The sequence below is a fragment of the Chryseobacterium glaciei genome, from assembly GCF_001648155.1.
In the GTDB taxonomy this organism is placed as follows: domain Bacteria; phylum Bacteroidota; class Bacteroidia; order Flavobacteriales; family Weeksellaceae; genus Chryseobacterium; species Chryseobacterium glaciei.
Genome location: NZ_CP015199.1, coordinates 3,544,576 through 3,567,859 on the forward strand (window position 1 = coordinate 3,544,576; position 23,284 = coordinate 3,567,859).

Sequence of the window (23,284 nt, forward strand, 5' to 3'; positions counted from 1 at the left end):
GGCAAAGTGAAAGAATCTGTAAACAGATTTGATAAAGCACTCGCTTCAAAGCGAATTTATTCGTCTTCTTTGCTTCCTAAAATCAAAATGATTTAGTTGAAAATCTTTGCGTTAAAAAATTAAATACAATCTAAAAACTTCAATATTTAATTAATATTAATAGAATTCAGAAAAAATCTTAATTTTATTATCGAAAAGAGAACAATACTATGAATTGCATGACACTACAAGATGCGCAATCGATTTCATATATTTAATTTTCAAATTCTAACCATAAGATAAATTATGAATGCATTATTAGGAATTTTTTTCCATTTCTTAGGAGGCTTTTCTTCGGGAAGTTTTTACTTGCCATACAAAAAAGTAAAAGGATGGAACTGGGAAACATATTGGTTGATAGGAGGATTCGTCTCCTGGATCATTGTTCCGCCATTGGCAGCATTTCTTACCATTCCTAATTTTTGGGAAATCATACAGAACGAGAGTTCTTCAATCTTAGGACTGACGTTTTTATTCGGTGCCTTGTGGGGAATTGGTGGTTTTACTTATGGTTTAGGTGTTCGATATTTGGGAGTTGCACTTGGAAGCAGCATTATTTTAGGACTTTGCATGGTATTCGGTTCGCTGGTTCCATCAATATATTATGAATTTTCTCCGCAAACGGGAAAAGACAGTATTGGTTTGTTGGTTTCCAATAGGTGGGGACAGATGGTTTTACTGGGACTTTTTGTCTGCGTTATCGGAATTGTCATCAGCGGAAAAGCTGGGATGATGAAAGAAAAAGAGCTAAAAACAGATTCATTAGATCCGCATGGGACGCAAGTAAAAACAGAATATAAATTCGGATTGGGATTAATAGTTGCAATCATATCAGGAGTTTTAAGTGCTTGTTTTAACTTTGGGTTGGAAGCTGGAAAACCAATGGCAACTGTAGCCAATGAATTATGGCAAAATGCAAATCCGGGACAGGGAGAATTCCTTTTTCAAAATAATGTAACTTATGTCGTTGTTCTTTGGGGCGGAATGGCGGTCAATCTGATCGGCTGTTTATATTTGGCCATTAAAAATAAATCGTATACAGATTACGTAAAAAAAGATGTACCTGTTTTACGAAACTTGATTTTTTGTGCATTAGCCGGAACAATGTGGTTTTTACAGTTTTTCTTCTATGGTATGGGAGAAAGCAAGATGGGAAATGGCGCGAGTTCTTGGATTTTACACATGGCATTTATCATTTTAATCGCCAATTTATGGGGTGTTATCATTAAAGAATGGAAAGGTGTTTCCAAGAAAACGACTTCTACTATCGCTGTAGGAATGACAGTGATGTTTATTTCTATTTTGATTGTAGGATATGGGAATTCCTTACGTTAGAATCATTTTTCGGGAACCTTTACAACCTTTTTAAATTATCATCATACAGGTAATATATAGTTTAGTTTTTTATAAGGCACTGATATTTTTCAGTTGCCTTTTTTTATGCTAATAGATTACTATAATTTTTTTTGAAACAGAATTAATTATTAAGTGATTATGTTGTTGTTTTAAAGTGAGTTGCAGGTTTAAAAATTTATTTAAAGTTATTTCACCAAATTGTTATTATTTTTAAATTTTACATTAAATATTTATACCTAATTAAGATAAATTATGAATTTTAAGATGCAGGATATGGCAGGATGCCGAAATTTTTGTAACAATGTACATTGGCTAAATAATAATTTAATGTTACTAAAACTTAATATATGTCTTTAAAAATTACAAATAAGAATTTAAAGCCATTAATTGCACCTTTATTTCTGCTTGCGTCTGGTTTTGTCTTTGGGCAAACAACAATTAAGGATACTGCAAAAGTAGGAACGAAAGAGATCGAAGAGGTTGTTGTTATCGGCTATGGAAAAGTGAAAAAATCTGACTTAACGGGAGCTGTAGCTTCAGTTTCTGCAAAAGATTTGGCTGCCACACCGGCAATGAATGCTTTACAGGCATTACAGGGAAGAGCTGCAGGTCTGAATATCGTTACAGCAGGCGGTGCTCCGGGAGCAGGTGCAAATGTTACGATTCGTGGAGGTGCTTCAATTACTCAGGGGACCGAACCGCTTTACATTGTAGATGGTTTCCAGTTAGATGGTGCACTAAACGTGATTAATCCTAATGATATTGAAAGTATTGATGTATTAAAAGGAGCTTCAGCAACAGCAATCTATGGTGCCCGTGGTTCTAATGGTATTATTGTTATTAAAACAAAAACCGGAAAAAAGGGCAGAACTACCGTAAATTATAATTCTTTCATGGCATTTGATATGCTTTCAAAGAAATTAGATATGGTTTCTAATGCAGAGCAGTATGTGAAATATCAATATGAGCTGGCGCAACTAGGAGGAAAGGCAACTCAATGGAGCAATGTTTTTGATAATAGTTTAGGAACAGATGCACCAGGATTTTATACAGGAGCATTTAACAGAATCAGTGATCGCTACGGATCAGCCGCTGCATTAGATTGGCAGGATAAAATGTTGGGTGGAACAGGAACTACTCAAAATCAGAATATCAACGTCTCTGTAGGGAATGAGAAAACACAGGCATTCATCAGTTATAACTATAATAAGCAGGATGGTTTGCTGCAAAATTATAGCGAAACCAGAAATTCATTGCGTGCCAATATTAATTCTGAACTGTATAAAGGTATTAGATTAGATTTCAGCTCTATGTTTAATTCCAATTCTACAAACGGAGGAGGAGCGTACTCAGGAATGAAAAAAATTCTTCTTCAACCTATTACGGGAGGAACTAAATTTACTCAGGATCAGTTGTTTAATACACAGACTTTCGGTGATTTTTCAGGATTAGATTCTGGATATGATACAGAAAATCCATTTATAGAAACTCAGGCATCTACATCAAACAAACGAGCAAGATCATTTTTAGCCAATATAGGTGTTGAATTTGATTTTTTGAAAAATTTTACATTCAGAACGGCGGGCTCCTATAATTGGAATAACAGTAAATCAACTTCGTTTTCGGATGAAAATTCTAAAGCCTATCTTACAGATCCTGTTAATACCGGAATCAATGGAAGCATCGCCAATGCAGAATCATATCGTTATCAGATTACCAATACCTTAACATACAACAGAACATTCGCAGAAAAACATAGAGTGAGTGCTTTGATTGGGCAAGAGGCTATCTATCAGGAAAATGAAGGGAACAGTATGAAGCTAATTAAATTCCCTTACTATAATTTTGGTTTGTATGACATTGGCAATGCAACAGTATCCGATAAAGATGTAAGCAGTGTGCCTAATAGTATGAGTTCATATTTTGGACGTGTAAACTATAGTTATGATGATCGTTATTTATTGACTGCTACCTTCCGTAGAGATGGATCTTCAAAATTTGGACCGAATAAAAAATGGGGAAATTTTCCATCAGTAGCTGCTGCATGGCGTACTTCTCAGGAGAGTTTCTGGAAAAACGGAAAAATTAATAAAATTATCAATGATTTGAAATTCAGATTTGAATACGGAATTACAGGTAATAATGATATTGGAAATAGTTTATACACAACCAATCTGGTAATGACAGATTATCCAATCAATAATACACCAGGTAACCCTGCTTATACAACAAGTAATACTGTTGGTAACCGAGGATTGCAGTGGGAAGAGATGAAAGCAACCAATATTGGGATAGATCTAGGATTTTTCAATAACAGAATAAAATTAACTTCAGAATTTTATAAAAATGATGTAAATAAAATGTTGCTGCCAATTGTACTGCCGGTTTCTTCAGGATATAGCACAAAATTTGACAATATTGCGAGTATGAGAAACCAAGGTATGGAGTTTACCCTTAATTCTATTAATGTAAAATCCGGAGCCTTCAGATGGTCGACAGATGCTAATATAGGTTTTAATAAATCAAAAGTTATTGCTTTGGATGGGAGACCTTCAAGACCATTTAATGTAGGAAGTAACAGAGCCGGAGTGGTAACATATTATGCAACAGTAGGTGAACAGTTGGGAGATATGTACGGTTATGTTTATCAGGGGATTTATACTACCGACGATTTTACACAAGCTTCAAACGGAACACTTACTTTAAAACCTGGTGTTGTAAAACCTTCTACCGGAACTCCTAAACCCGGAGATATGAAATTTGCGGCAGATAATGAAGCAGGAGATCAGTTTACAAGGAAATTAGTGAAAATAGGAAATGGTACACCCGACTTTATAGGAGGTATCAGTAATAATTTTTCTTACAAAGGCTTTGATTTAGCAGTATTTATGAAATTCAGTGTAGGAGGTGATATTTACAACGCTACCAAACAAAGTTTGAGTCCTTATGCATTATTTCAAAATACACCTTCAGAATTTGGTAATAATTATTACCATCTTATTGATCCTAACACTGGTCAGGCAACAACCAATTTGGTAAGATTAAAAGAACTTAATCCTAATGAAGATTCAAGTCTTTGGAGTTTAAGTAATACAAATACGGCTAATATAACCTATCCATCATCATATTATGTGGAAGACGGGTCGTATCTGAGAATTGCTCAGGTAACTCTTGGTTATAGTTTTAATAAAGAATTTTTGCAGCATATTTCAGTAACTAATGCACGTATCTATGTTACAGTTAATAATTTAGCTACAATAACAGGATACTCTGGTTTTGATCCTGAAGTTTCAGCCGCAGGCGGAGTTTCAGTAACACCAGGATATGATACTTCATCCTTTCCACGTTCAAGAAGTTATGTTCTTGGTATTAATTTAACTTTTTAATATTTAAATATTTAGATCATGAAAAATATATCTAAAACATATAGATCAATAAAAAAAATACTCATACTTCCATCTTTTGTAATTGCCGGGCTATTTATAAATTCATGTAGTGCAGACTTTTTGGATCAACCAGCAAATAATATAACTGATATAAATACGGTCTTTGAAAGTTTAGATACTGCAGATTTGTTTGTTCAGGGCTGTTACAGAAATTTGGTTCCTACAGAAATGTATTATCAACTTGGGGCAGGAGATACAGTAACTCACTCTTCTGAAGATGGATCTACCAATAATTCCAAATACAATATTTGTAATTATCAGTATGATGCTTATACACCTAATACCGTTACAGGAATCTATGCTGCAATGTATTCAAGCATAGAGAAAACAAATATCGCTATCACCAGATTAAGTTTAATGGATGCAAGCGCAAAGCGTAATTCCTTATTGGCAGAAGTTAAAGCTATTCGTGCATTTTGCTACTACAATTTGATCAGAGTGTATGGAGATGTTCCTGCGGTTTGGATACCTTTGGAAGATGCAGATCCTAACGATCCTAATACTTTATATCCAAAACGTACTTCCCGAGATATAATCTACGATCGTGTTATCGCTGAGATGCAGGAATCAGTAAATGATTTACCGGCTACAGGAACCACAACTGAACGTTTAACAAAAGCAGCAGGTAATGGTTTGTTAGCAAGAATTGCTCTGTATGCAGCAGGTTATTCTCTAAGATGGGACCTTAATAGCACAGCTCCTGGTACAATGTCTCGTAGAAGTGATAATTCAAGAGTTCAACAGTTGTATCAAATTGCAGATAATGCCGCTGCAGCTGTAGTTAATGGAGGAACTGCCAGTTTAGTACAGGCTCAGGGTGGTAAAAGTGGTTTCGAAGCATTGTGGTTCAATTTCGATCAAAGAAAATTTGCAGTGACAAACCCGGAAATACTATGGCACATTGCTGAATACGGACCAAATACCAATTCAGGTTTTGGAGTCTATGCGATGGAGGGTTCTCGTGGCGGAACTTATGGTTCTAGAAAAGCACTGCAATTTATACTTCCAAGTTATTATCTTTCTTTTAATCAAGGCGATACGCGTAGAGATGTTTCTTGTACTTCTTACAGTATTTATTTCTTAAATGCCGGAGCTGCTACGGACACTTGGGTAAACGCAGGAACTACATTTTCATGTATTATGTCAGGTAAATTCAGAATGGGATGGTGTGTGGCACCACAGGCAGCAGATGCTCGTAATTTGAATATTCCTATTTTAAGATATGCGGATGTTTTATTAATGTATGCAGAAACTCAAAATTATTTGAATGGAGGCCCTACAGCTCAGGCTACAGCAGCATTACAACAGGTAAGAAATCGTGCAGGGATAGGCTCATTAGCAATACCAGGCGGTCAGCAGGCATTCGAAAGTGCCATTGTTCAGGAACGTAAATGGGAATTTGCAGGGGAATTTAATCTTCGTACTGATTTAATTAGAATGAACCGTTTGGCAAGTGAAATTGATGCTACAAAACAGGCAATGAAAAACTTATCGAACAAAACCGGTCAATATGCAAGTACACCTGCTTTGCGTCTTTATAAATTTGAAAAAAATGCACAGGTTTATGGAGATCCATTTTTAGCACTTAAATATATTGAGATTACGAATTCTGCAGAAATTGCAATCGTTCAAAACGTTCCTACGGCTGCTGCAAATTTTGCAGCTTATCAGACGGCTTTGGCGAGTATAGTTACTGCACATGGACAAACTGTAGTAGCTGGCGACAAATGGTATCCTACTAAGATGTTTGAAGCTTACACAAGTACTTTCAATGGTAATGCAAGAAAAGCAGTAGGATTTACGGGAGGCTTTAATGCACTTCAGATCGGAGCTATTATTTATACCAAACCAACAGGTTCTGCCGAAAACGGTGGAACATATCCAAACTGGATCGAAGGTGGAGGAGACGGTCTTTTCTACGGATTCGTACCTAATAAAACAGAATTACTTCCGTTTGCAGCGCAGTCTGCAGGTCATCCTTTAGTTGATAATCCAAATCTTACTCAACTTCCGGGGTATTAATTAATAACCAATTGAAACTTAGTTTAACTATTGAGAAAATTTTGGATGAATAAAAAATCAGCTTAAATTTTCTTAATAGTTAAATTTTTAAACAAAAACTTTATCACAAAATATTAATTATAAATAAACTCAATTAGATTGCTGTATAAATGAATTGATTTAATGAAAATTCAAACGTTAAATTATCTTTAAATAAAGCGTTTAGCAGTATAGTACGGGATACTGAAAAAAATATAACAATCTAATTTTGGGTTACAATTTAGAAATATAAGACAAACAATGGAAAAAGTAAAAACATTCAAATACGTAGACTATTTATGGGATGAAAATACGGCGGCAGCTTTAGGAGATGATCAGGTTGCTTTATTTTTATACCGCTCAAACATATTAGGGGCAGATTTAAGAATTACCAATTATGGAGGAGGGAATACCAGTTGCAAAACGCTTGAAAAAGATCCGCTAACCAACGAAGAAGTTGAGGTAATGTGGGTAAAAGGTTCAGGTGGCGACATTGGAACTTTGACCAGAAAAGGAATTGCCGGATTATATACAGAAAGATTAAGAAACTTAAAAAATGTTTACCAAGGTTTAGAAGATGAAGACAGAATGGTAGGCTTATTCAATCACTGTATTTTTGATCTTGATAGTAAAGCTCCTTCTATTGATACACCTCTTCACGGTTTACTTCCATTCAAACATATCGATCACCTTCATCCTGATGCTCTTATTGCAGTAGCTGCAGCAAAAGACAGCGAAGCGATTACCAAAGAAATCTGGGGAGATACAATGGGCTGGGTTCCATGGCAGCGTCCTGGTTTTGATTTAGGATTACAGTTAGAAAAATGCTTAAACGATAATCCCGGAATTCGCGGAATCGTTTTAGGAAGCCACGGATTATTCACTTGGGGAGATACTTCTTATGAATCTTACATCAATAGTTTAGAAGTAATAGAAATGGCTTCTGAATATATTGCTAAAAAAATAGAGGAAAACGGACAGGTTTTTGGAGGTCAAAAAGTGGAATCTTTACCTTCTGAAGAACGTAAAAATAAAGCAGCTCAATTGATGCCTTTGTTGAGAGGTTTAGCATCATCTGAAAACAGAATGGTTGGTCATTTCACGGACAGCGATGTAGTTTTAGAATACATCAACAGTAACGATCTTGAGCGTTTAGCACCTCTTGGAACATCTTGTCCGGATCACTTTTTAAGAACGAAAATTCAGCCTTTAGTGTTGACTTTAGATAAAAATGAAGATTTAAGCGATTCTAAAGCTATTTTAGATAAATTAAATCCACTTTTCGAACAATACAGACAAGAATATAAAGAATATTACGAAACTTGTAAGCATCCAAACAGTCCGGCAATGCGTGACCCGAATCCGGTGATCATCATTTATCCTGGAGTTGGAATGTTCAGTTTCTCAAAAGATAAGCAAACGACTCGTGTTGCAAACGAATTTTATGTAAACGCAATCAACGTAATGCGTGGCGCAGAAGCAATTTCTGAATATACTTCATTACCAAGACAAGAAGCTTTCGACATCGAATATTGGTTGTTGGAAGAGGCTAAATTGCAAAGAATGCCTAAAGAAAAACCACTTTCAAGAAAAATTGCTGTCGTAACAGGAGCAGGAGGTGGAATCGGACAGGCAATTGCTGACAAAATGGTTCAGGAAGGAGCGGTTGTTGTTTTTACAGATTTAAATCAGGAAGCCATAGAGTCTGTTACTGCAAAATACAGCAAAGATCAAGCGGTTGCCGTTACTTGTGACGTGACAAGCGAAGAAGCGATTGCGAATGCCTTTAAAGAAGCGGTTCTGGCGTTTGGTGGAGTAGATATTATTGTTCATTCTGCAGGTTTGGCTATTTCTAAATCTTTAGAAGATACCACAATAAAAGATTGGGATTTATTAGAAAATGTCTTAGTAAAAGGACAGTTTTTGATGGCAAAAAATGGCGTTGAAATCATTAAAAAGCAAGGTCTTGGAGGTGATATCGTAAATATTGCAAGTAAAAACGGTTTAGTTGCCGGACCAAATAATGTGGCGTACGGAACTGCAAAGGCAGCTCAACAGCATATGACAAGATTATTAGCCGCAGAATTGGCATCTGATAAAATCCGTGTTAATGTTGTAAATCCTGATGGAGTTATCGTTGGAAGCAAAATCTGGGAAGGTTCTTGGGCAGAAGGCCGTGCAAAAGCAAACGGAATTTCTGTAGAAGAATTACCAGCATTTTATGCAAAAAGAAATTTATTAAATGAAATTATCCTTCCGGAAGACATCGCCAATGGAGTTTTCGCGTGTATCGCAATTTTAGATAAAAGTACTGGAAACATCATTAATGTTGATGGTGGAATGGCAAACGCCTTCCCAAGATAATTATTTATTAATATATTTTATTTGGGCAGCTTAATCCGCCCTCCGTTCCCGCTTTTTTGCTCGTCGTACCTCCTCACAAAAAGAGCTCCACTCAGGTCGGGCTGCGAGAGATTCGAAAGTAATTCAGGGGTCGAAATAAATATTTAATGCTAATTTTAATCAATCATCAACCTTGTCAAGGTTCAAAACCTTGACAAGATTAATTAAAAAATCAAATCATGATTATAAGAAAAGATATCATTGAACAATATAATAAAGGAGAAATTGAAAACTTTAATACAGATTTCGATTTTCTACAAAATAAATTAACAAAATCAGGCTCAAATGTTACTGAAATCGTCAACAAAATTGCTGATTTTCAAGTGGCGATTCCGAGTTGGGCTTTAGGTGCAGGTGGAACACGTTTCGGTAGATTTTCTTACGGTGGCGAACCCTCTTCTTTAGAACAGAAATTAGACGATGTAGGATTGATTCATGCATTAACGCATTCTGCGGGAGCTATTTCATTGCATATTCCTTGGGATATTCCAAGTGATGTGGCAGCAATTAAAGAAAAAGCAGTGTCTCATGGACTTATTTTTGATGCGATGAATTCCAATACGTTTCAAGATCAGCCGGGAGCAAAAGCATCTTACAAATTCGGTTCTTTGAACGCCGTAAATGAAGATTCAAGAGCTTATGCGGTTGAACATAATAAAGAAGTAATCAGAATCGGAAAAGAATTAGGTTCAAAAAGCTTAACCGTTTGGTTGGCGGATGGAGCAAGTTTTCCGGGACAGTTAAATTTCCAGACAGCTTTATCAAACACTGAAAAAAGCTTAAAAGAAATCTACGCAGGAATGCCTGAAGATTGGAAGCTTTTCATCGAATATAAACCTTACGAACCGAATTTCTATTCAACAACAATCCAGGATTGGGGAACTTCATTTATGTTGGCAAATGCTTGTGGAGAAAGAGCTTACACGTTAGTAGATTTAGGGCATCACTTACCGAATACCAATATTGAGCAAATCGTTGCAACCTTAATGTACAAAGGAAAATTAGGTGGTTTCCATTTTAATGACAGTAAATATGGAGATGATGATTTAACGGTTGGTTCTATTAAACCTTATGCTTTATTCTTGATTTTCAATGAATTGGTATACGGAATGGAAAACAATCCTAACAACCCTTATCCAGCTTGGATGATTGATGCAAGTCACAACATCAAAGACCCGTTGGAAGACTTATTACAGTCTTTGGAAGCTATTTTAATTGCATATGCTCAAGCACTTTTAGTTGATCAGAAAGCATTAAAAACAGCACAGTTAAATAATGATGTTGTTGGCGCGCAGGATATTTTGCAGAATGCGTACAGAACAGATGTTCGTCCATTATTAAGAGCTGCAAGATTACATACAGGTGCGGCGCTTGACCCGATTTCGGCTTACAGAAATTTAAAAGTAAGAGAAAATTTAATTACCGAAAGAGGTCTAAATGTTAAGGCAACCGGATTATAATCCTATTTAAAATTGATAGTTTTAACTTTTGAGTGCAATCGAAAGTTTTTATTATATGTATCCTTATTTTTTTATCATTAAGGTTGAAAGTGTTTAGATGAGTAGGGTTTTAGGCATTGCTGCTTAAGAAATTAGTGGATTTTTTTCTTAATGCATCTTACTATCTGAACACTCCTTAATGGTCAAAGAAATAATATTTAAATGAATATTCAATAAATAATTATCATTTGCTGAGTGAAACGCCCTTGCGAACTTAAAACGGCTAGTAGTCAAAAATCTTTGCGACTTTGCGTTAAAATAAATTCAAGTAAAGTAAATTTAAGAACATAAATCAGTGTTATTAGTGAAAACATTAGCATTATTTGTGTTTAAAATATAAAAATTCATCACAAGAATGTCCAAAAAAAAGGTAACCATAGTATTTGATATTGGAAAAACCAATAAAAAGTTCTTTTTATTTGATAAAAATTATAAAGAGGTTGTTCGTGAATATACGGAATTACCCCTCACAACAGATGAAGATGGTTATCCCACGGAAGATCTTGTTGCATTACAAAACTGGATTAAAGATAATTTTAATGCCATTCTTGAAGATGAAAAGTATGAAGTAAAAGCGATCAATTTTTCTACTTACGGAGCGAGTTTTGTGCATTTGGATCACAAAGGAAATATCCTTACGCCTTTGTACAATTATACCAAACCGATGGATCAGGAAATTCTTGATTTATTTTATGAAAAACATGGAAATAAACTGAAAATTGCCCGCGAAACAGCATCTCCTCAATCAGGAATGTTGAATTCAGGTCTGCAATTATTTTGGTTAAAATATAAACACCCCGAAACGTTTAAAAAGATCCGTTACAGCCTTCATTTACCTCAATATTTATCGTATCTGTTTACAGGTATTTGTGTTTCGGAGTTTACTTCAATCGGCTGTCATACCAATTTGTGGGATTACGACAAAGCGGATTACCATGATTGGGTTTACGAAGAAGAGATTGATACATTGCTTGGGCCAATTGTGCCAACTTCGGCAAGTATCAACACCTCTTATAAAAACAAAAAAATAAAAATCGGAGTCGGAATTCACGACAGTTCTTCAGCATTATTGCCTTATATTTTAAGCAAAAAAGAACCATTTTTATTGCTTTCAACGGGAACTTGGAGTATTTCTTTAAATCCATTTAATGATGAAAGTCTTACCGATGAAGATATAGAAAATAACTGTCTGAATTATATGCGAATCGATGGAAAACGCGTAAAAGCGTCCCGTTTTTTCATGGGAAATGAATATAAAATTCAGGTTGAAAAATTGTGTGATTATTATGGAAAAGAATATGGTTTCCACAGAGAAGTGCAGTTTGATCAGGATTTGTATCTGCGCTTAATGAAAAATAAAAATATCTATTTTCGTTTTGAAGGAATTATTCTGAAACGAAAAATGATTACTGCAACAGATTTAAATTCTTTTACTACATTTGAAGAAGCATATCATCAATTGATGATTGAATTGATGGATTTACAGATTCACACCATTACAAACGCAATCGGAAATTCGGATATTGAAAACATCTACATTGACGGTGGATTTACAGACAACGACGTTTTTATGAAACTGATGTCTCACCATTTCCAGCATTACAATGTGATGTCTACACATTCTCCGTTGGGTTCGGCATTGGGAGCTTCTATGGTTATTTCCAACAAAAAAATAGACGAAACTTTTTTACAGCAGCATTATCAGATGAAAGTGCTTCAACCGTTAATTCTTAATTTATAAAATATTTTAGTTGTTGGGTAATAGTTGTCAGCTGGTAGCAAACTCTCAAAAACCAACAACTATCAACCAATAACTAACAAATAATTATGGCATTTCCATTTGATACCCGTTATGCTTCACTTGAGCTTTTGATTGAAAGAGCAAAAAAAAGAATGCCCCGTTTCGCTTTCGAGTATTTGGATGGTGGTTGTAATGAAAATATCAACAGAGACAGAAATACAAGCGAACTGAGAGAAGTTCTCCTTCGTCCGCAATACCTGAACAACAATTATGCGGAAGCCAATATGGAAACTGAATTATTTGGCGTAAAATATTCCGCACCATTCGGAATTTCTCCTGTTGGTTTACAAGGGTTAATGTGGCCAAACGCGCCTGAAATTTTAGCAAAAGCAGCCTTCAAACATAATATTCCTTTTATATTAAGTACGGTTACAACCAGCAGTATCGAAAGAATTGCTGAATTAACGGAAGGAAAAGCTTGGTATCAATTATACCATCCGAGAGAAGAATGGTTGCGTGACGATATTCTCGACCGTTGTGAAGCTTCTGGTTATGATGTTTTGTGCGTTTTATCTGATGTTCCAACTTTCGGTTACAGAGCAAAAGAAATCCGAAATGGTTTGGCAATGCCACCTCAGATTAATTTCCGAAACGTTTCTCAAGCTTTAGCAAGACCGGAATGGTGTTTGGAAATTCTGAAACATGGAGTTCCTAGTTTTAAAACCATGGAAAAATACATGGATAAAAATATGGGCGTGAAACAATTAGGTCAATTCATGAATTCCACTTTTTCTGGCAGATTAAACTCTGATAGAATAAAAGCAATTCGCGACAAATGGAAAGGTAAATTGGTCATTAAAGGTGTTGCTTCCGATGAAGATGCAGCAGAAGCTGTACGTTTAGGATTTGACGGAATGATCATTTCCAATCACGGCGGAAGACAGTTGGACGCAGGAGAATCTACAATTGCCGTAGTTAAAGAAATTAGCGAAAAATATAAAGATCAAATCAAAATAATGATGGACAGCGGTGTAAGAACTGGCCCTGATGTTGCCCGCGCTTTAAGCTGTGGCGCCGAATTTACCTTTATGGGACGTACTTTTATGTATGCAGTCGGTGCTTTAGGTGAAAAAGGTGGTGATCACATTATTGAAATGCTTAAAATGCAGTTCAGACAGGTTTTGGAGCAGGTTTGTTGTGAAAAACCGGAAGATTTACAAAATTTCAGAGTGAAATAGAACAGAATTATTTTCAGATTTAAATATACTAAATTAAAAAATTCGCAGGGTTTCTTTGCGAATTTTTTGTATTCAATAGGAACGGGCTTTAGCCCGTTTTCAACAAAAGATATTCTACATTGGCTTTAGCCAAAACTTAGGCTTTAAATTATTTTTAAACGCAAAGATTTAATAAAAAAATGTATTATTTAAAGGAGCAAAATAAGGCGACAAAGTCGCTGAAGAAGTTCGCTTAATAAGAATCAATTTATTGATTCCTCTCTTTGCTCACTTAAAATATTTAAAATCATAAATAAAACTTTGCGTCAAAAAAGCTAAACAGTTTCAAAATAAAAAATTCGCAAAGAAACCCTGCGAATTTTCATTTATTATAATTAGATAAATTATTTTTTCTTTTCAGATTTTACGGCTTGTCTGGCCAATAATTTCCAATCATTTTTTACCTTAGTCCAAACCAATAATATATCCAACGTTACATCGCTCGGTCCTTTGCCAAGGTCATTGGTTTTTGCATAAAAATGATGACGAACAATCGCTGTATTCCCAACGATATTGATATTTTGATTTGTAATATCAATGGTTTCAAAAACTGATTTTTTACTGGATAATTTGTCAACAAACTCTGCTGAATCATCTATATGACCTCCAGAATGTCCGTAAGTTAGTTCGGGTAAAATCAAAGATTCTAACGATGATTTATCACCGCTTATCATGGCTAATCTTAGCTTTTCTGCGATATCAGTCACAGCATCTTTATCATTCTTTTTCTGTCCTGAAACAGCAAGTACCATGAAAAAACTCATGGCAAAAATTAATTTTTTAATCATAATTAAATTAGATATTTTTTGAAATGTATTTTAAAAGTTGATGTAATCGATTGCGCATTTATATAAAAAATATAAACTTTAAGTTTTAAAGAGAATCTCTTTGAATAAATTTAAAAACATTATTCACCTGTTCTTTTTTATTTTTCAAAATCATATACGCTGCAGATTCTCCCATGGCTTTAAAATCTGTCGTAATAACGGTAATTCCAAGTAATTCTTTAAGAGGAGTTTCGTTATAGGAAATAATTCCGATGTCTTCGCCCAATTTCAGGTTTTTCTGTCTGATTTGTTTAACTAAATTCACCAAATCGCGTTCCCGGATGGTGATGAAAATATCTTTCTCTTGTAATTCCATATCAGGATAAATTTCGTCGAGAATTTCATAATCAAGTTTAAAATCTTTACAAAAATTCTCAAAACCGCGTACAATACGGAAAGGATAGGGGTGAATGGATTTATCTGGATAAACCAAAATGATCTTTTCGTATTTTTTAATTTTGTCTAAACCTTCCTTCAGGGCATTGTAAATATCATGTTCAAAATCCTGAAAAATAGTACCATAATCCCCTGAAATATTTGGTTTTGTATTATCTAACAACAGTAATTTATTTTTCGGAATTTTTTCAATCATATCAAGCACTTCCTGTGTCGAACTGGTATGTTTTGACTGTTCATCCCGAAAATGAGGCATGATCACATAATAATCGAATCCACCGAGGTTCTTTTTTAATGAATTAATGAAAAGTGTTTCGTCACAATGGTAAATATACATCTCCACATTGCCTTTGGTACCGATTGCATTGACGAAATAATTATAAATCATCATCTTATAAGTACTAGGCTTGTTGATCAAAAAGAAGATATTAATGATATCATTTTTATTAATACGCGAAATATAATATCCTTTACCTTTTACCGATTCAATGATTTGTCTTTTTCGGAGTTCTTTGTAGGCTTTTTCAACAGTATCTCTTGAAAGAAAACAGGATTCGCTGAGCTCGTTGATAGAAGGGATTTTTTCTCCTATCTGAATTTCTCCTCCATCAATTCCATTCAGAATAGAATCTACAATTTGTTTGTATTTGGGAACTCTGGAGTGTTCATTTATCTGTACTTCAAATGTTTCTGCCATGGCTTTTCAGGTAGGAGAGATTAAAACGGTTTTAAAGAATCTAATTTATAAAAAATTAATCAATGATTGCAGATAAGTTGTAAAATTTATGTTGATATACTTGTATTTTTTTTGATTATTCAAAATAAACCTAAATCCATGGATTTTTTACGATAAGAAAACTTCATTCTGGGTAAAAATTGATCATAAAAAAAGCCTGCCCCTTTCAGGACAGACTCCAACTAAGTATGAATGTAAAATTTTAAGGCATTTTTTTGAAACCTTCCGCTTTTATTTTCCAAGTTCCATCCTTCGGAAAGCCGGGAAATTCACCTTTAGAATTGTCCCAACCTTCGAGCATCATGGCAACAGTTGTTAAAACTCCGCCATTTCCCGGAAGATAAATACGCAAACGCCCATCTTGATAATTGTGACCGTTTTTCAGGTAAGTATTGGTTTGAATATTCATGAAAAGCGCATCCAAAGCCTTGTTTGGAAGTCCCAATCTTGCAGCATTCATTGCAGTCATCGGGAAATCCCAACCCCAGGTATGTTCCCAATTCCATCTTTCCCAAACGATATCGAGTGTGTTTTTCATGATTTTTTTATCCAATTTCGGAGATTCGGGAACCATTCCCAATGCTCCAAGAACTGCCGGGTGATCGGTCATCCATTTTGGATAAGTGAAAGAATCTTTCGCAGATTCGGTCGACAGATAAACGCCATCCTGAACAGGAAGCGGAGCCAATTTAGAAATGACATCATCCCATTTTTTATCTCTCGGCTGTCCTAATCTTTCTTTCCATTCTTGAGCAACTTTCAGTGCCCAATCCCAGTATGCCACTTCATAAGTCGGATTGTAAGTATCTTTAGCCGGGAAAACTTCCTGTGCCGGAATCACACCTTTACCCAAATTATAACGCTTTTTTTCTTTGTCGTAAGTGGCAAAATCTGCCATAAAATCTGCTGTTGCAAAAATCAGATCTTTATATTTTTCCAACACTTTTTTGTCCTTTTTATCGCGGTACAAAAGTTCGGTCATATAGATTAAATGCGGTTGCTCCCAAATCAAAAAGGCAGCTACAGAAGATGGACTTTCATTTCCGTCATTATCCGACATTTTGATCCATCTTACACCTTTGTAGCCTTGTCTTTGGGCTAAAGCTTTTGCTTTTTCAAATGATCTGAAATAATAATCCAATTGTTTTTCCAAAATCTCAGGTCTTCCCCATAAAGCGTAGTGTACGCCATGCCACCAATGCATTTCTGTGTGTGGTTTTCCGTACCAGCTGTTAAATGTTAAACCTGTTTCTTGTGGAGGATTGCTTCCTCCGCATTGCACTTTGGTTAAGTATTCAGATAAAACAACCCTGCGTTCCAGTTCATTGGCTCTCGGGTCTGTACTTCCTTCAAAATCGACAGCTGCGCCACTTTCCCAGAAAGATTTCCAACCTGATGTGCTTTCTTTTTCAGCGTCAGCAAATAATGTTTTACTGCTTTTTGGATTTTTAGACGAAAATTCAACACTTAATTCTATTGTTTTATTTTTAGAAGAAGGTTCGTAAACGAAATAATGTTTCCCCGCTTCGCTTAATTTTCCATCTGTAAAATATAATTGAGTGTAATAATCTGCGCTTTGCAATTTATGCTCAATCAATCCTTGAGTTGGATTTGATGAGATTATTTTTGTTGAATGATCTTTTTCATTGCCATAAAAAACTGCGTCATCCAGAAATTGTCCAGTCGGAGAAGGGTAGTGCGTAAAAACTTTTAATCTTTTTTGTATAATCAAATCCGATTCAATTTTTACCCCAATTTTATCGGAATTTTGAAAAGATGCCGTCCATACTTTTACGGGTGTTCCTTCCAATGAGAATTCACTCGTAATAATTCCCGTCCACAAATCAATTTTCTGATTGATATTTTGTAAATCTGAAATTTTAGCTTTCTGACCATCTTTTTTATACAGTTCAATCCCCACATTTCCCAACTGCAAACGATGCTGATTCACACGGTAATATTCAACTGCTTTTTTATTGCGTTCCGGTTCTTTAAGTTGAACGCTGTACAACGCTTTTCGTCCATCATTATTAAAATCATAAGCTTTTAACGTCTCATCAAATTTATAATTTTCAGTATTCGGAAAACTATTCCAACCCCATTCGGATTGAGTTCCCAAAGAAACTCCGTTTTTGTAAACCTCAGGAAACGACTGCATTCCGGTAATATCAACGGTGTATGCAAATTTTCCGTTTCCGACCGTCAGAGAAGATAAAGTATCAACTTTTGTATTGACAATATTATGACGTTGAACGACTTTTTGGCGGTCAATTTTCTGGGCATTGAGAGAAGAAAATCCAATGCAAAAAAGACTCAGGTATATGACTAATTTCTTCATTTTTTTAATTTATTTTATTGAATCAGGCATTGTCGATCTTAAAATAAGTTTCGGCTAAAGCCTTGATTTTTTTGTTATTTATAAACGGGCTAAAGCCCGTCTCTATTGATGTTTTACATTTATTTAAGAACAGTAACGCTCATCATTCCGATGACAACATCGTTGCTCACTGCCGTTAATTTTATAGTTTTTAATTCTTTATTTGGATCAATTGGTAAATCCAGAATGGTTGCAGAACCGCCTTCTACGGCGCGATCTGTGAATCCTTTAATGCCTGAATATTTCGCTAAACTTCCGCCTTTATATAATTCTCCGGTTTTTAATTTTACTCTGTACGGAATTTTATCATCCGGAATTTCAAAGGCAAAATTATCATCAAGCAAATCCTGCTCGATCGGCCACCAATTGGTTGGATTTTTTAGTTCTAATTCTGTAGTCGAACCATCAGCATATTGAACGGTAATTTTTCCATTAATTATCTGTGATTGCATCGGATTCGTAGAACCTGCCATCAGAAAATAGATTTTTTTTCCTTTTCCTGAAATGGGAATTTCAACCGATCTTGGAAAATTATCCCACTGACTCGTAAAGACAATATTTTTCTCCGAATTATCAATTAAAAAAGGGATTTCAAGAAACTCAACCTTGCCGCTTTTTCTTTTATTCATCAATCCGCTGTCGTCGATTTGAGCGTTGATTAATGGATAACACCAATTTCCAATTCCCTGCCACGGAAGTTGTAATGTTGGGACATTTAGCCTTGGTGAAAGATATTTTTGATTGAAAATTTGGGTTACGCTTTCATTGTATTTTGAAGCTAATGAAATGGTGTTGAATTCTCCTTTGTTTTCAATTTCCCAATCTGTAATTTCAATATTTTGCTTAATTCCGTTGTATTCCAATTCAATAGAATTAGTTCCTTTACTTAAAATATTTGTCGGAATTTCAATAGATGTATTTTTATTTTTCTGAGCTGAAAAAGTTTTATTTAAACCATTAATACTCAATTTTCCATTAATCTGATTTAATGATTTTGATTGAATTTGTAACGTTTTATTAATCCATTTGATTTGCAAAGGATATTGAATATTGATGTTCACTGGCTGCCACCATTTGGTTCCGTTTTGCTCTAACTGAACGAAAAAAGTTCCTTTTCTTTCTTCTTTAATTAACTCGAATTGATTGTATTTTCTATTTTTAATTAATTCCTGAGGATCAAAAACTGCTTTAATTTTCTTTTTTGAATCTAAATTAAGTTGAAGGTTCTCAGAAATGTAGCTAACATAATCTGTCTTTTCATTTTTTAATACTTCTCCTGAATAATTAATTTCAATCTTAAATTCTTTTCCAATCGGAGTTTCAAACTGTACAAAAGGTTGTGAAATAGAATTTGGATTTATCGTCCAATCTACTTTTTTACCATTTATTTGTACTGATTTTATTTCGGTATGATTCACAGGAATTTGTATTTCCAAAGCAACCGATTTTGAATAATTTGATTTGAAAAAATATTCTGCCTTTTTTGAGTTTTGATTAAAATTAAATTCCCAATCAGGAAGTTTCAACTCAGCAAAATTCCAATCTTTAGGAAAGCCTGGTTTAATACTGATTTTATTTTCTAATAATTTAGGATAAACCCCGAAAAGTCCTTCCGTTAAAGTTCTTGCAGCAACACCAATCGGGTCGGCAAAATCTCTGTACAATTCACCACGAAAAGCATCGTAATGCGACAATTGCTCAAAATTTCCCGGGCTGATTCCGTAATACATACTTTCTGCCAAATTGCCTTTCCAAAGTAGGTAAGCATCTTCAGTTCTGCCAGCTTGCCAATATGCCAAGGCAGTTTGTAAATTCTCCGCCAGAGCTACATTGTTGATCGACCAGTCATATGGCTGCCAGTTGGTAGTCGACAAAGTATAATATTTCTTATCAACTTCTCCTTTTACTTTTATTGGAATTTTAGGAATATAATTGTTGATATATTGAGTGTTTTGATAATCTTCAAATTCATTCAGAATATAAGCATCTGAAACGTGATAAATCGACCAAATTCCGGGCTTATCATGAAGAATTTGATTACCCAAAGAGTCTTTATATTCAGCGAAATAGCCTTTATTTTTAATCCAAAGCTGATTTTTCATGGCGTTCAAAATCGATTCGGCTTCTTTTTCGTAAGGTTGAGAATTTTCGCCAATAATTTTCGCCAATTTTGCCATTTCGCGGTTGGCTCTGTAATTATAGGCAGAAGTATGAGTAACTTTTCCGCCCGAATATTGTAACGCATCACTCGCCCAAATAGCAGCATATGCATCGTAAAGATCGCCACGTTTGAAATTTCGTTTTTCCCAATCCATGTGACGAACCATCGTTGGCCACATTTTCTTTAAAAACTCAACGTCTCCGGTGTAATTGAAATGAGAAAACATCTGATCAAAGAAAACCAAATTCATATCATAATGATGCGGCTTGGTATTGTCATTGGGATTTCTCGAAATATATCCGCTTGAAAATACAGAATTGCCCATTTTTTCGGCATGTCGAGCTAAATGAAGTAAGGTATCCATCTCAACAGGTGCGAAATCTGGTTTCAAAACCTGAGAATTTGAATAGCTTTCAAAATGTTCTTTTGCACGGTCGTGCCAACTCAGAGCGTCTGCAACATAAGCACCACGCCACGCATTCAATCGCATTCTCCATGCTACAGCACCATGAAGATAGGTTGGACTTTCCCAAATTCCATCTGCGGCAACGGCTAAAGTTGCTCCGAAATTATTTAAATCCGAATCAGGAGTTTTTAACTGAACTCGGTTGGTTAAATTTAAACGAGATTGTTCAGATTCATTAAAAATATTCTTCAATTCTTCATCGGAAAAATGTTTATCTGATTTTCCTTTTGAAATTTGAATATAAATAGGCTGTTTTTGTGCTGAATAAGAACCGTAAATAATAGGATATTTTTCGTTTTTATTTTGAGTAAATTCACCAAGTTTTTCTAACGTTTTTGCATCAGTGAATTGAAGAGAATTTACATTTGAAAAGCTTCCGTTAACGATTTGAGTTTCTTTTTTCTTATTTAAATAATTTAATTGAAACTGATTTTTACTGATTTTATATTCATTAATTAGACAATATTCAGGCAAGAGATAAAATCCGGATTCAGGATCTGCGCCAATATCGCCGTTTCTGCTGAAAGTTGTTCCGCTCGCTCCGCCATAAACTGCGTAGATTTTTGTTGAGGAATCTATAGTTGAAGTTTCCATTTTTAAAACCAAACCTTCTTCTTTGGATTGTGCTAAAACAGTTAGTTTTAAAGTTCCAAATCCAAAAATCGGATCTTTAATATTGTAAATCATTGATCCCGGACGGTAACGGGTTTCAATCCTTTCTGCATTAATCAATTTTTTTATGGAATTCCCTTTTTGAATAACGAACTGAAGATTTCCGCCCATTCCGGGAAGATACAGCGCGAATTCCGGTAAATCTCCGGCTTCGACTCTTGAAGCACGGTTGTCTCCATACAAAGCGCGGTTGAAACGGTATTTTCCATTAACCAATAAAAAATCACCTTTATCTTCCTTATAATGCAGTTCTCTTTCATTGTTCTGCCAATGTTTCGATTGGGAAAATGAAAGTGAATAGGCAGATAAAATGATACAACCTGCTAAAATGGATTTTCTTCGCATTTTATTTAAAATTGGTTAAAGGTTTTCCGTTAACGGTTACATTTTTCAGTGTCACATTTTTCAAGAAATCCACTTTATACGGAATCTCAACGCCATTAATTTTGGCATTGATCATCGTGAAATCTGTTATCGGTGAAGATTCGTAAGCATCAGAAAGAACAGCATATTTTCCGCCTTTCTTCACCTGTAAGTTTTCTACCCAAATATTTCTGATAGTCGGAATAAAATTACCGGGTTTTTCATAATGCATATTGAAACGCACCGCTGCTTCTTTATAGGCGCCAACTTTTGTGTTGTAGAAAAATACGTTTTCAATGATTCCACCACGGCTTGAGCTGGTTTTAATTCTTAAAGCTCTGTCAAGATTTTTACTGTCCATCACATTTCCTATGGCGTAAATGTTTTTTGCTCCGCCTGCAATTTCGCTCCCGATGACAACGCCACCATGCCCGTCTTTCATTTCACAGTTTTCGATGATGTGATTTTCTGCTGGTTTTCCGATACCTCTTCCATCTTCGTCTCTTCCTGATTTTATGGCAATACAATCATCTCCGGTATCGAAATAAGAATCTTTAATCCAGACATTTTTACAGGCTTCAGGATCAAAACCGTCATTATTAGGGCCATGACTTATTATTTTTACTCTTTCAATTAAAACATTTTCGCAAAGCACAGGGTTCAGATTCCACATTGGAGAGTTTTTAACTAAAACATCTGCCATGTAGAAATTTTTACTTTTATAAGGCTGAACAAAATTGGGTCTCAGATAATGTCCATCTCCAAAAATTCTTTCTCTAGGATCTTTCTTTTGAGCCATATATTCGTGAAGTTTTGCACGTGCTGGATTTTGTCTTCCCGGACGGGATTCGTTGTAGCCATATTGTTTGGCACCACACCAAAACCACCAATGGTCGTTGTCCGAATTTCCGTCTAATGTTCCTTTTCCGGTGATGGCGATATTTTCTTCTTCGTAAGCGTAAATTAGGGAAGAATAATTCATACATTCCATTCCTTCCCATCTGGTGAAAACTATAGGATAATCGTTACTGTCTTGGCTAAACAAAATCGTAGCACCTTCACTCACATGCAGATTAACATTACTTTTTAAATAAATAGCACCCGTCAGGAAAATTCCTTTTGGAACTACAACTCTTCCTCCGCCTTCTGAATTACATTTTTCAATAGCTTTCTTAAATGCTTCTGTATTTTTTGTCTTTCCGTCACCAATGGCACCAAAATCAGTAATAAGATAGTCTTGTTTTCTGAAATTTGGCTTTATAATTTGTTTTTTTAAGGCATCAATTTCTTTTAAAGGCTGTTGTGCTGAAGTCCAAGGTTTATATTGAGCCGAAAACGGAATCGATAGTAAAAGTAAAAGAAAGAATAAAGTATATTTTTTCATAATGGGAGAAAGTTGTTTAGTTTTTAAAGCTATTATCTTCAAATAATTTTCTTTATTAATCGCAATCTAAAATAATTATGAATAATAATTATCCTGCACTG

General features: G+C 35.0%; 12 protein-coding genes. 7 read left to right on the forward strand and 5 right to left on the reverse strand.

Annotation, left to right across the window (positions count from 1 at the left end):
• Window positions 1-285 precede the first annotated feature (285 nt).
• The 7 genes from rhaT to A0O34_RS16075 all read left to right on the forward strand — a co-directional run bounded on the left by rhaT (window position 286) and on the right by A0O34_RS16075 (window position 13,762).
• Window positions 286-1,374, forward strand: a complete 1,089-nt coding sequence (rhaT, locus tag A0O34_RS16045) for an L-rhamnose/proton symporter RhaT (RefSeq protein WP_066756738.1) — start codon at window positions 286-288, stop codon at window positions 1,372-1,374.
• 368 nt (window positions 1,375-1,742) lie between these two features.
• Window positions 1,743-4,781 (forward strand): SusC/RagA family TonB-linked outer membrane protein, encoded by a 3,039-nt coding sequence (locus A0O34_RS16050; RefSeq protein WP_066756741.1) that lies wholly within the window; start codon window positions 1,743-1,745, stop codon window positions 4,779-4,781.
• A gap of 18 nt (window positions 4,782-4,799) precedes the next feature.
• Window positions 4,800-6,863 carry a RagB/SusD family nutrient uptake outer membrane protein gene (locus A0O34_RS16055; protein WP_066756743.1) on the forward strand — a complete coding sequence of 688 codons (2,064 nt, stop codon included), beginning with the start codon at window positions 4,800-4,802 and terminating at the stop codon, window positions 6,861-6,863.
• A 279-nt stretch (window positions 6,864-7,142) separates the two neighbouring features.
• Window positions 7,143-9,245 (forward strand): bifunctional aldolase/short-chain dehydrogenase, encoded by a 2,103-nt coding sequence (locus A0O34_RS16060; protein ID WP_066756754.1) that lies wholly within the window; start codon window positions 7,143-7,145, stop codon window positions 9,243-9,245.
• 218 nt (window positions 9,246-9,463) lie between these two features.
• Window positions 9,464-10,744: a sugar isomerase gene (locus A0O34_RS16065; protein WP_066756757.1), complete on the forward strand. Its 1,281-nt coding sequence runs from the start codon at window positions 9,464-9,466 to the stop codon at window positions 10,742-10,744.
• Between the two features lie 394 nt (window positions 10,745-11,138).
• Window positions 11,139-12,524: an FGGY-family carbohydrate kinase gene (locus tag A0O34_RS16070; protein ID WP_066756760.1), complete on the forward strand. Its 1,386-nt coding sequence runs from the start codon at window positions 11,139-11,141 to the stop codon at window positions 12,522-12,524.
• Between the two features lie 86 nt (window positions 12,525-12,610).
• The gene (locus A0O34_RS16075; protein WP_066756764.1) at window positions 12,611-13,762 is read left to right on the forward strand and encodes an alpha-hydroxy acid oxidase; all 1,152 of its coding nucleotides are present in this window, start codon (window positions 12,611-12,613) and stop codon (window positions 13,760-13,762) included.
• A 383-nt stretch (window positions 13,763-14,145) separates the two neighbouring features.
• On the opposite strand, the gene A0O34_RS16080 is transcribed toward A0O34_RS16075, so the two are convergent.
• The 5 genes from A0O34_RS16080 to A0O34_RS16100 all read right to left on the reverse strand — a co-directional run bounded on the left by A0O34_RS16080 (window position 14,146) and on the right by A0O34_RS16100 (window position 23,183).
• A complete protein-coding gene (locus A0O34_RS16080; protein ID WP_066756767.1) occupies window positions 14,146-14,589 on the reverse strand; it encodes a nuclear transport factor 2 family protein in 444 nt (147 codons plus the stop codon).
• An 85-nt stretch (window positions 14,590-14,674) separates the two neighbouring features.
• Entirely contained in the window at window positions 14,675-15,721 is a 1,047-nt protein-coding gene (locus tag A0O34_RS16085) for a GntR family transcriptional regulator (protein ID WP_066756770.1), read from the reverse strand.
• A 241-nt stretch (window positions 15,722-15,962) separates the two neighbouring features.
• The gene (locus A0O34_RS16090) at window positions 15,963-18,098 is read right to left on the reverse strand and encodes a hypothetical protein (RefSeq protein WP_066756773.1); all 2,136 of its coding nucleotides are present in this window, start codon (window positions 18,096-18,098) and stop codon (window positions 15,963-15,965) included.
• A gap of 119 nt (window positions 18,099-18,217) precedes the next feature.
• The gene (locus tag A0O34_RS16095; protein WP_066756776.1) at window positions 18,218-21,781 is read right to left on the reverse strand and encodes a DUF4450 domain-containing protein; all 3,564 of its coding nucleotides are present in this window, start codon (window positions 21,779-21,781) and stop codon (window positions 18,218-18,220) included.
• Window position 21,782: 1 nt separating this feature from the next.
• Window positions 21,783-23,183 (reverse strand): glycoside hydrolase family 28 protein, encoded by a 1,401-nt coding sequence (locus tag A0O34_RS16100; protein WP_066756779.1) that lies wholly within the window; start codon window positions 23,181-23,183, stop codon window positions 21,783-21,785.
• Window positions 23,184-23,284 lie beyond the last annotated feature (101 nt).

Excerpts from the sequence above, each read along its gene's own strand:
- rhaT (WP_066756738.1), top strand. The coding sequence starts at position 286 with ATGAATGCATTATTAGGAATTTTTTTCCATTTCTTAGGAGGCTTTTCT.
- A0O34_RS16050 (WP_066756741.1), top strand. The coding sequence starts at position 1,743 with ATGTCTTTAAAAATTACAAATAAGAATTTAAAGCCATTAATTGCACCT.
- A0O34_RS16055 (WP_066756743.1), top strand. The coding sequence starts at position 4,800 with ATGAAAAATATATCTAAAACATATAGATCAATAAAAAAAATACTCATA.
- A0O34_RS16060 (WP_066756754.1), top strand. The coding sequence starts at position 7,143 with ATGGAAAAAGTAAAAACATTCAAATACGTAGACTATTTATGGGATGAA.
- A0O34_RS16065 (WP_066756757.1), top strand. The coding sequence starts at position 9,464 with ATGATTATAAGAAAAGATATCATTGAACAATATAATAAAGGAGAAATT.
- A0O34_RS16070 (WP_066756760.1), top strand. The coding sequence starts at position 11,139 with ATGTCCAAAAAAAAGGTAACCATAGTATTTGATATTGGAAAAACCAAT.
- A0O34_RS16075 (WP_066756764.1), top strand. The coding sequence starts at position 12,611 with ATGGCATTTCCATTTGATACCCGTTATGCTTCACTTGAGCTTTTGATT.
- A0O34_RS16080 (WP_066756767.1), bottom strand. The coding sequence starts at position 14,589 with ATGATTAAAAAATTAATTTTTGCCATGAGTTTTTTCATGGTACTTGCT.
- A0O34_RS16085 (WP_066756770.1), bottom strand. The coding sequence starts at position 15,721 with ATGGCAGAAACATTTGAAGTACAGATAAATGAACACTCCAGAGTTCCC.
- A0O34_RS16090 (WP_066756773.1), bottom strand. The coding sequence starts at position 18,098 with ATGAAGAAATTAGTCATATACCTGAGTCTTTTTTGCATTGGATTTTCT.
- A0O34_RS16095 (WP_066756776.1), bottom strand. The coding sequence starts at position 21,781 with ATGCGAAGAAAATCCATTTTAGCAGGTTGTATCATTTTATCTGCCTAT.
- A0O34_RS16100 (WP_066756779.1), bottom strand. The coding sequence starts at position 23,183 with ATGAAAAAATATACTTTATTCTTTCTTTTACTTTTACTATCGATTCCG.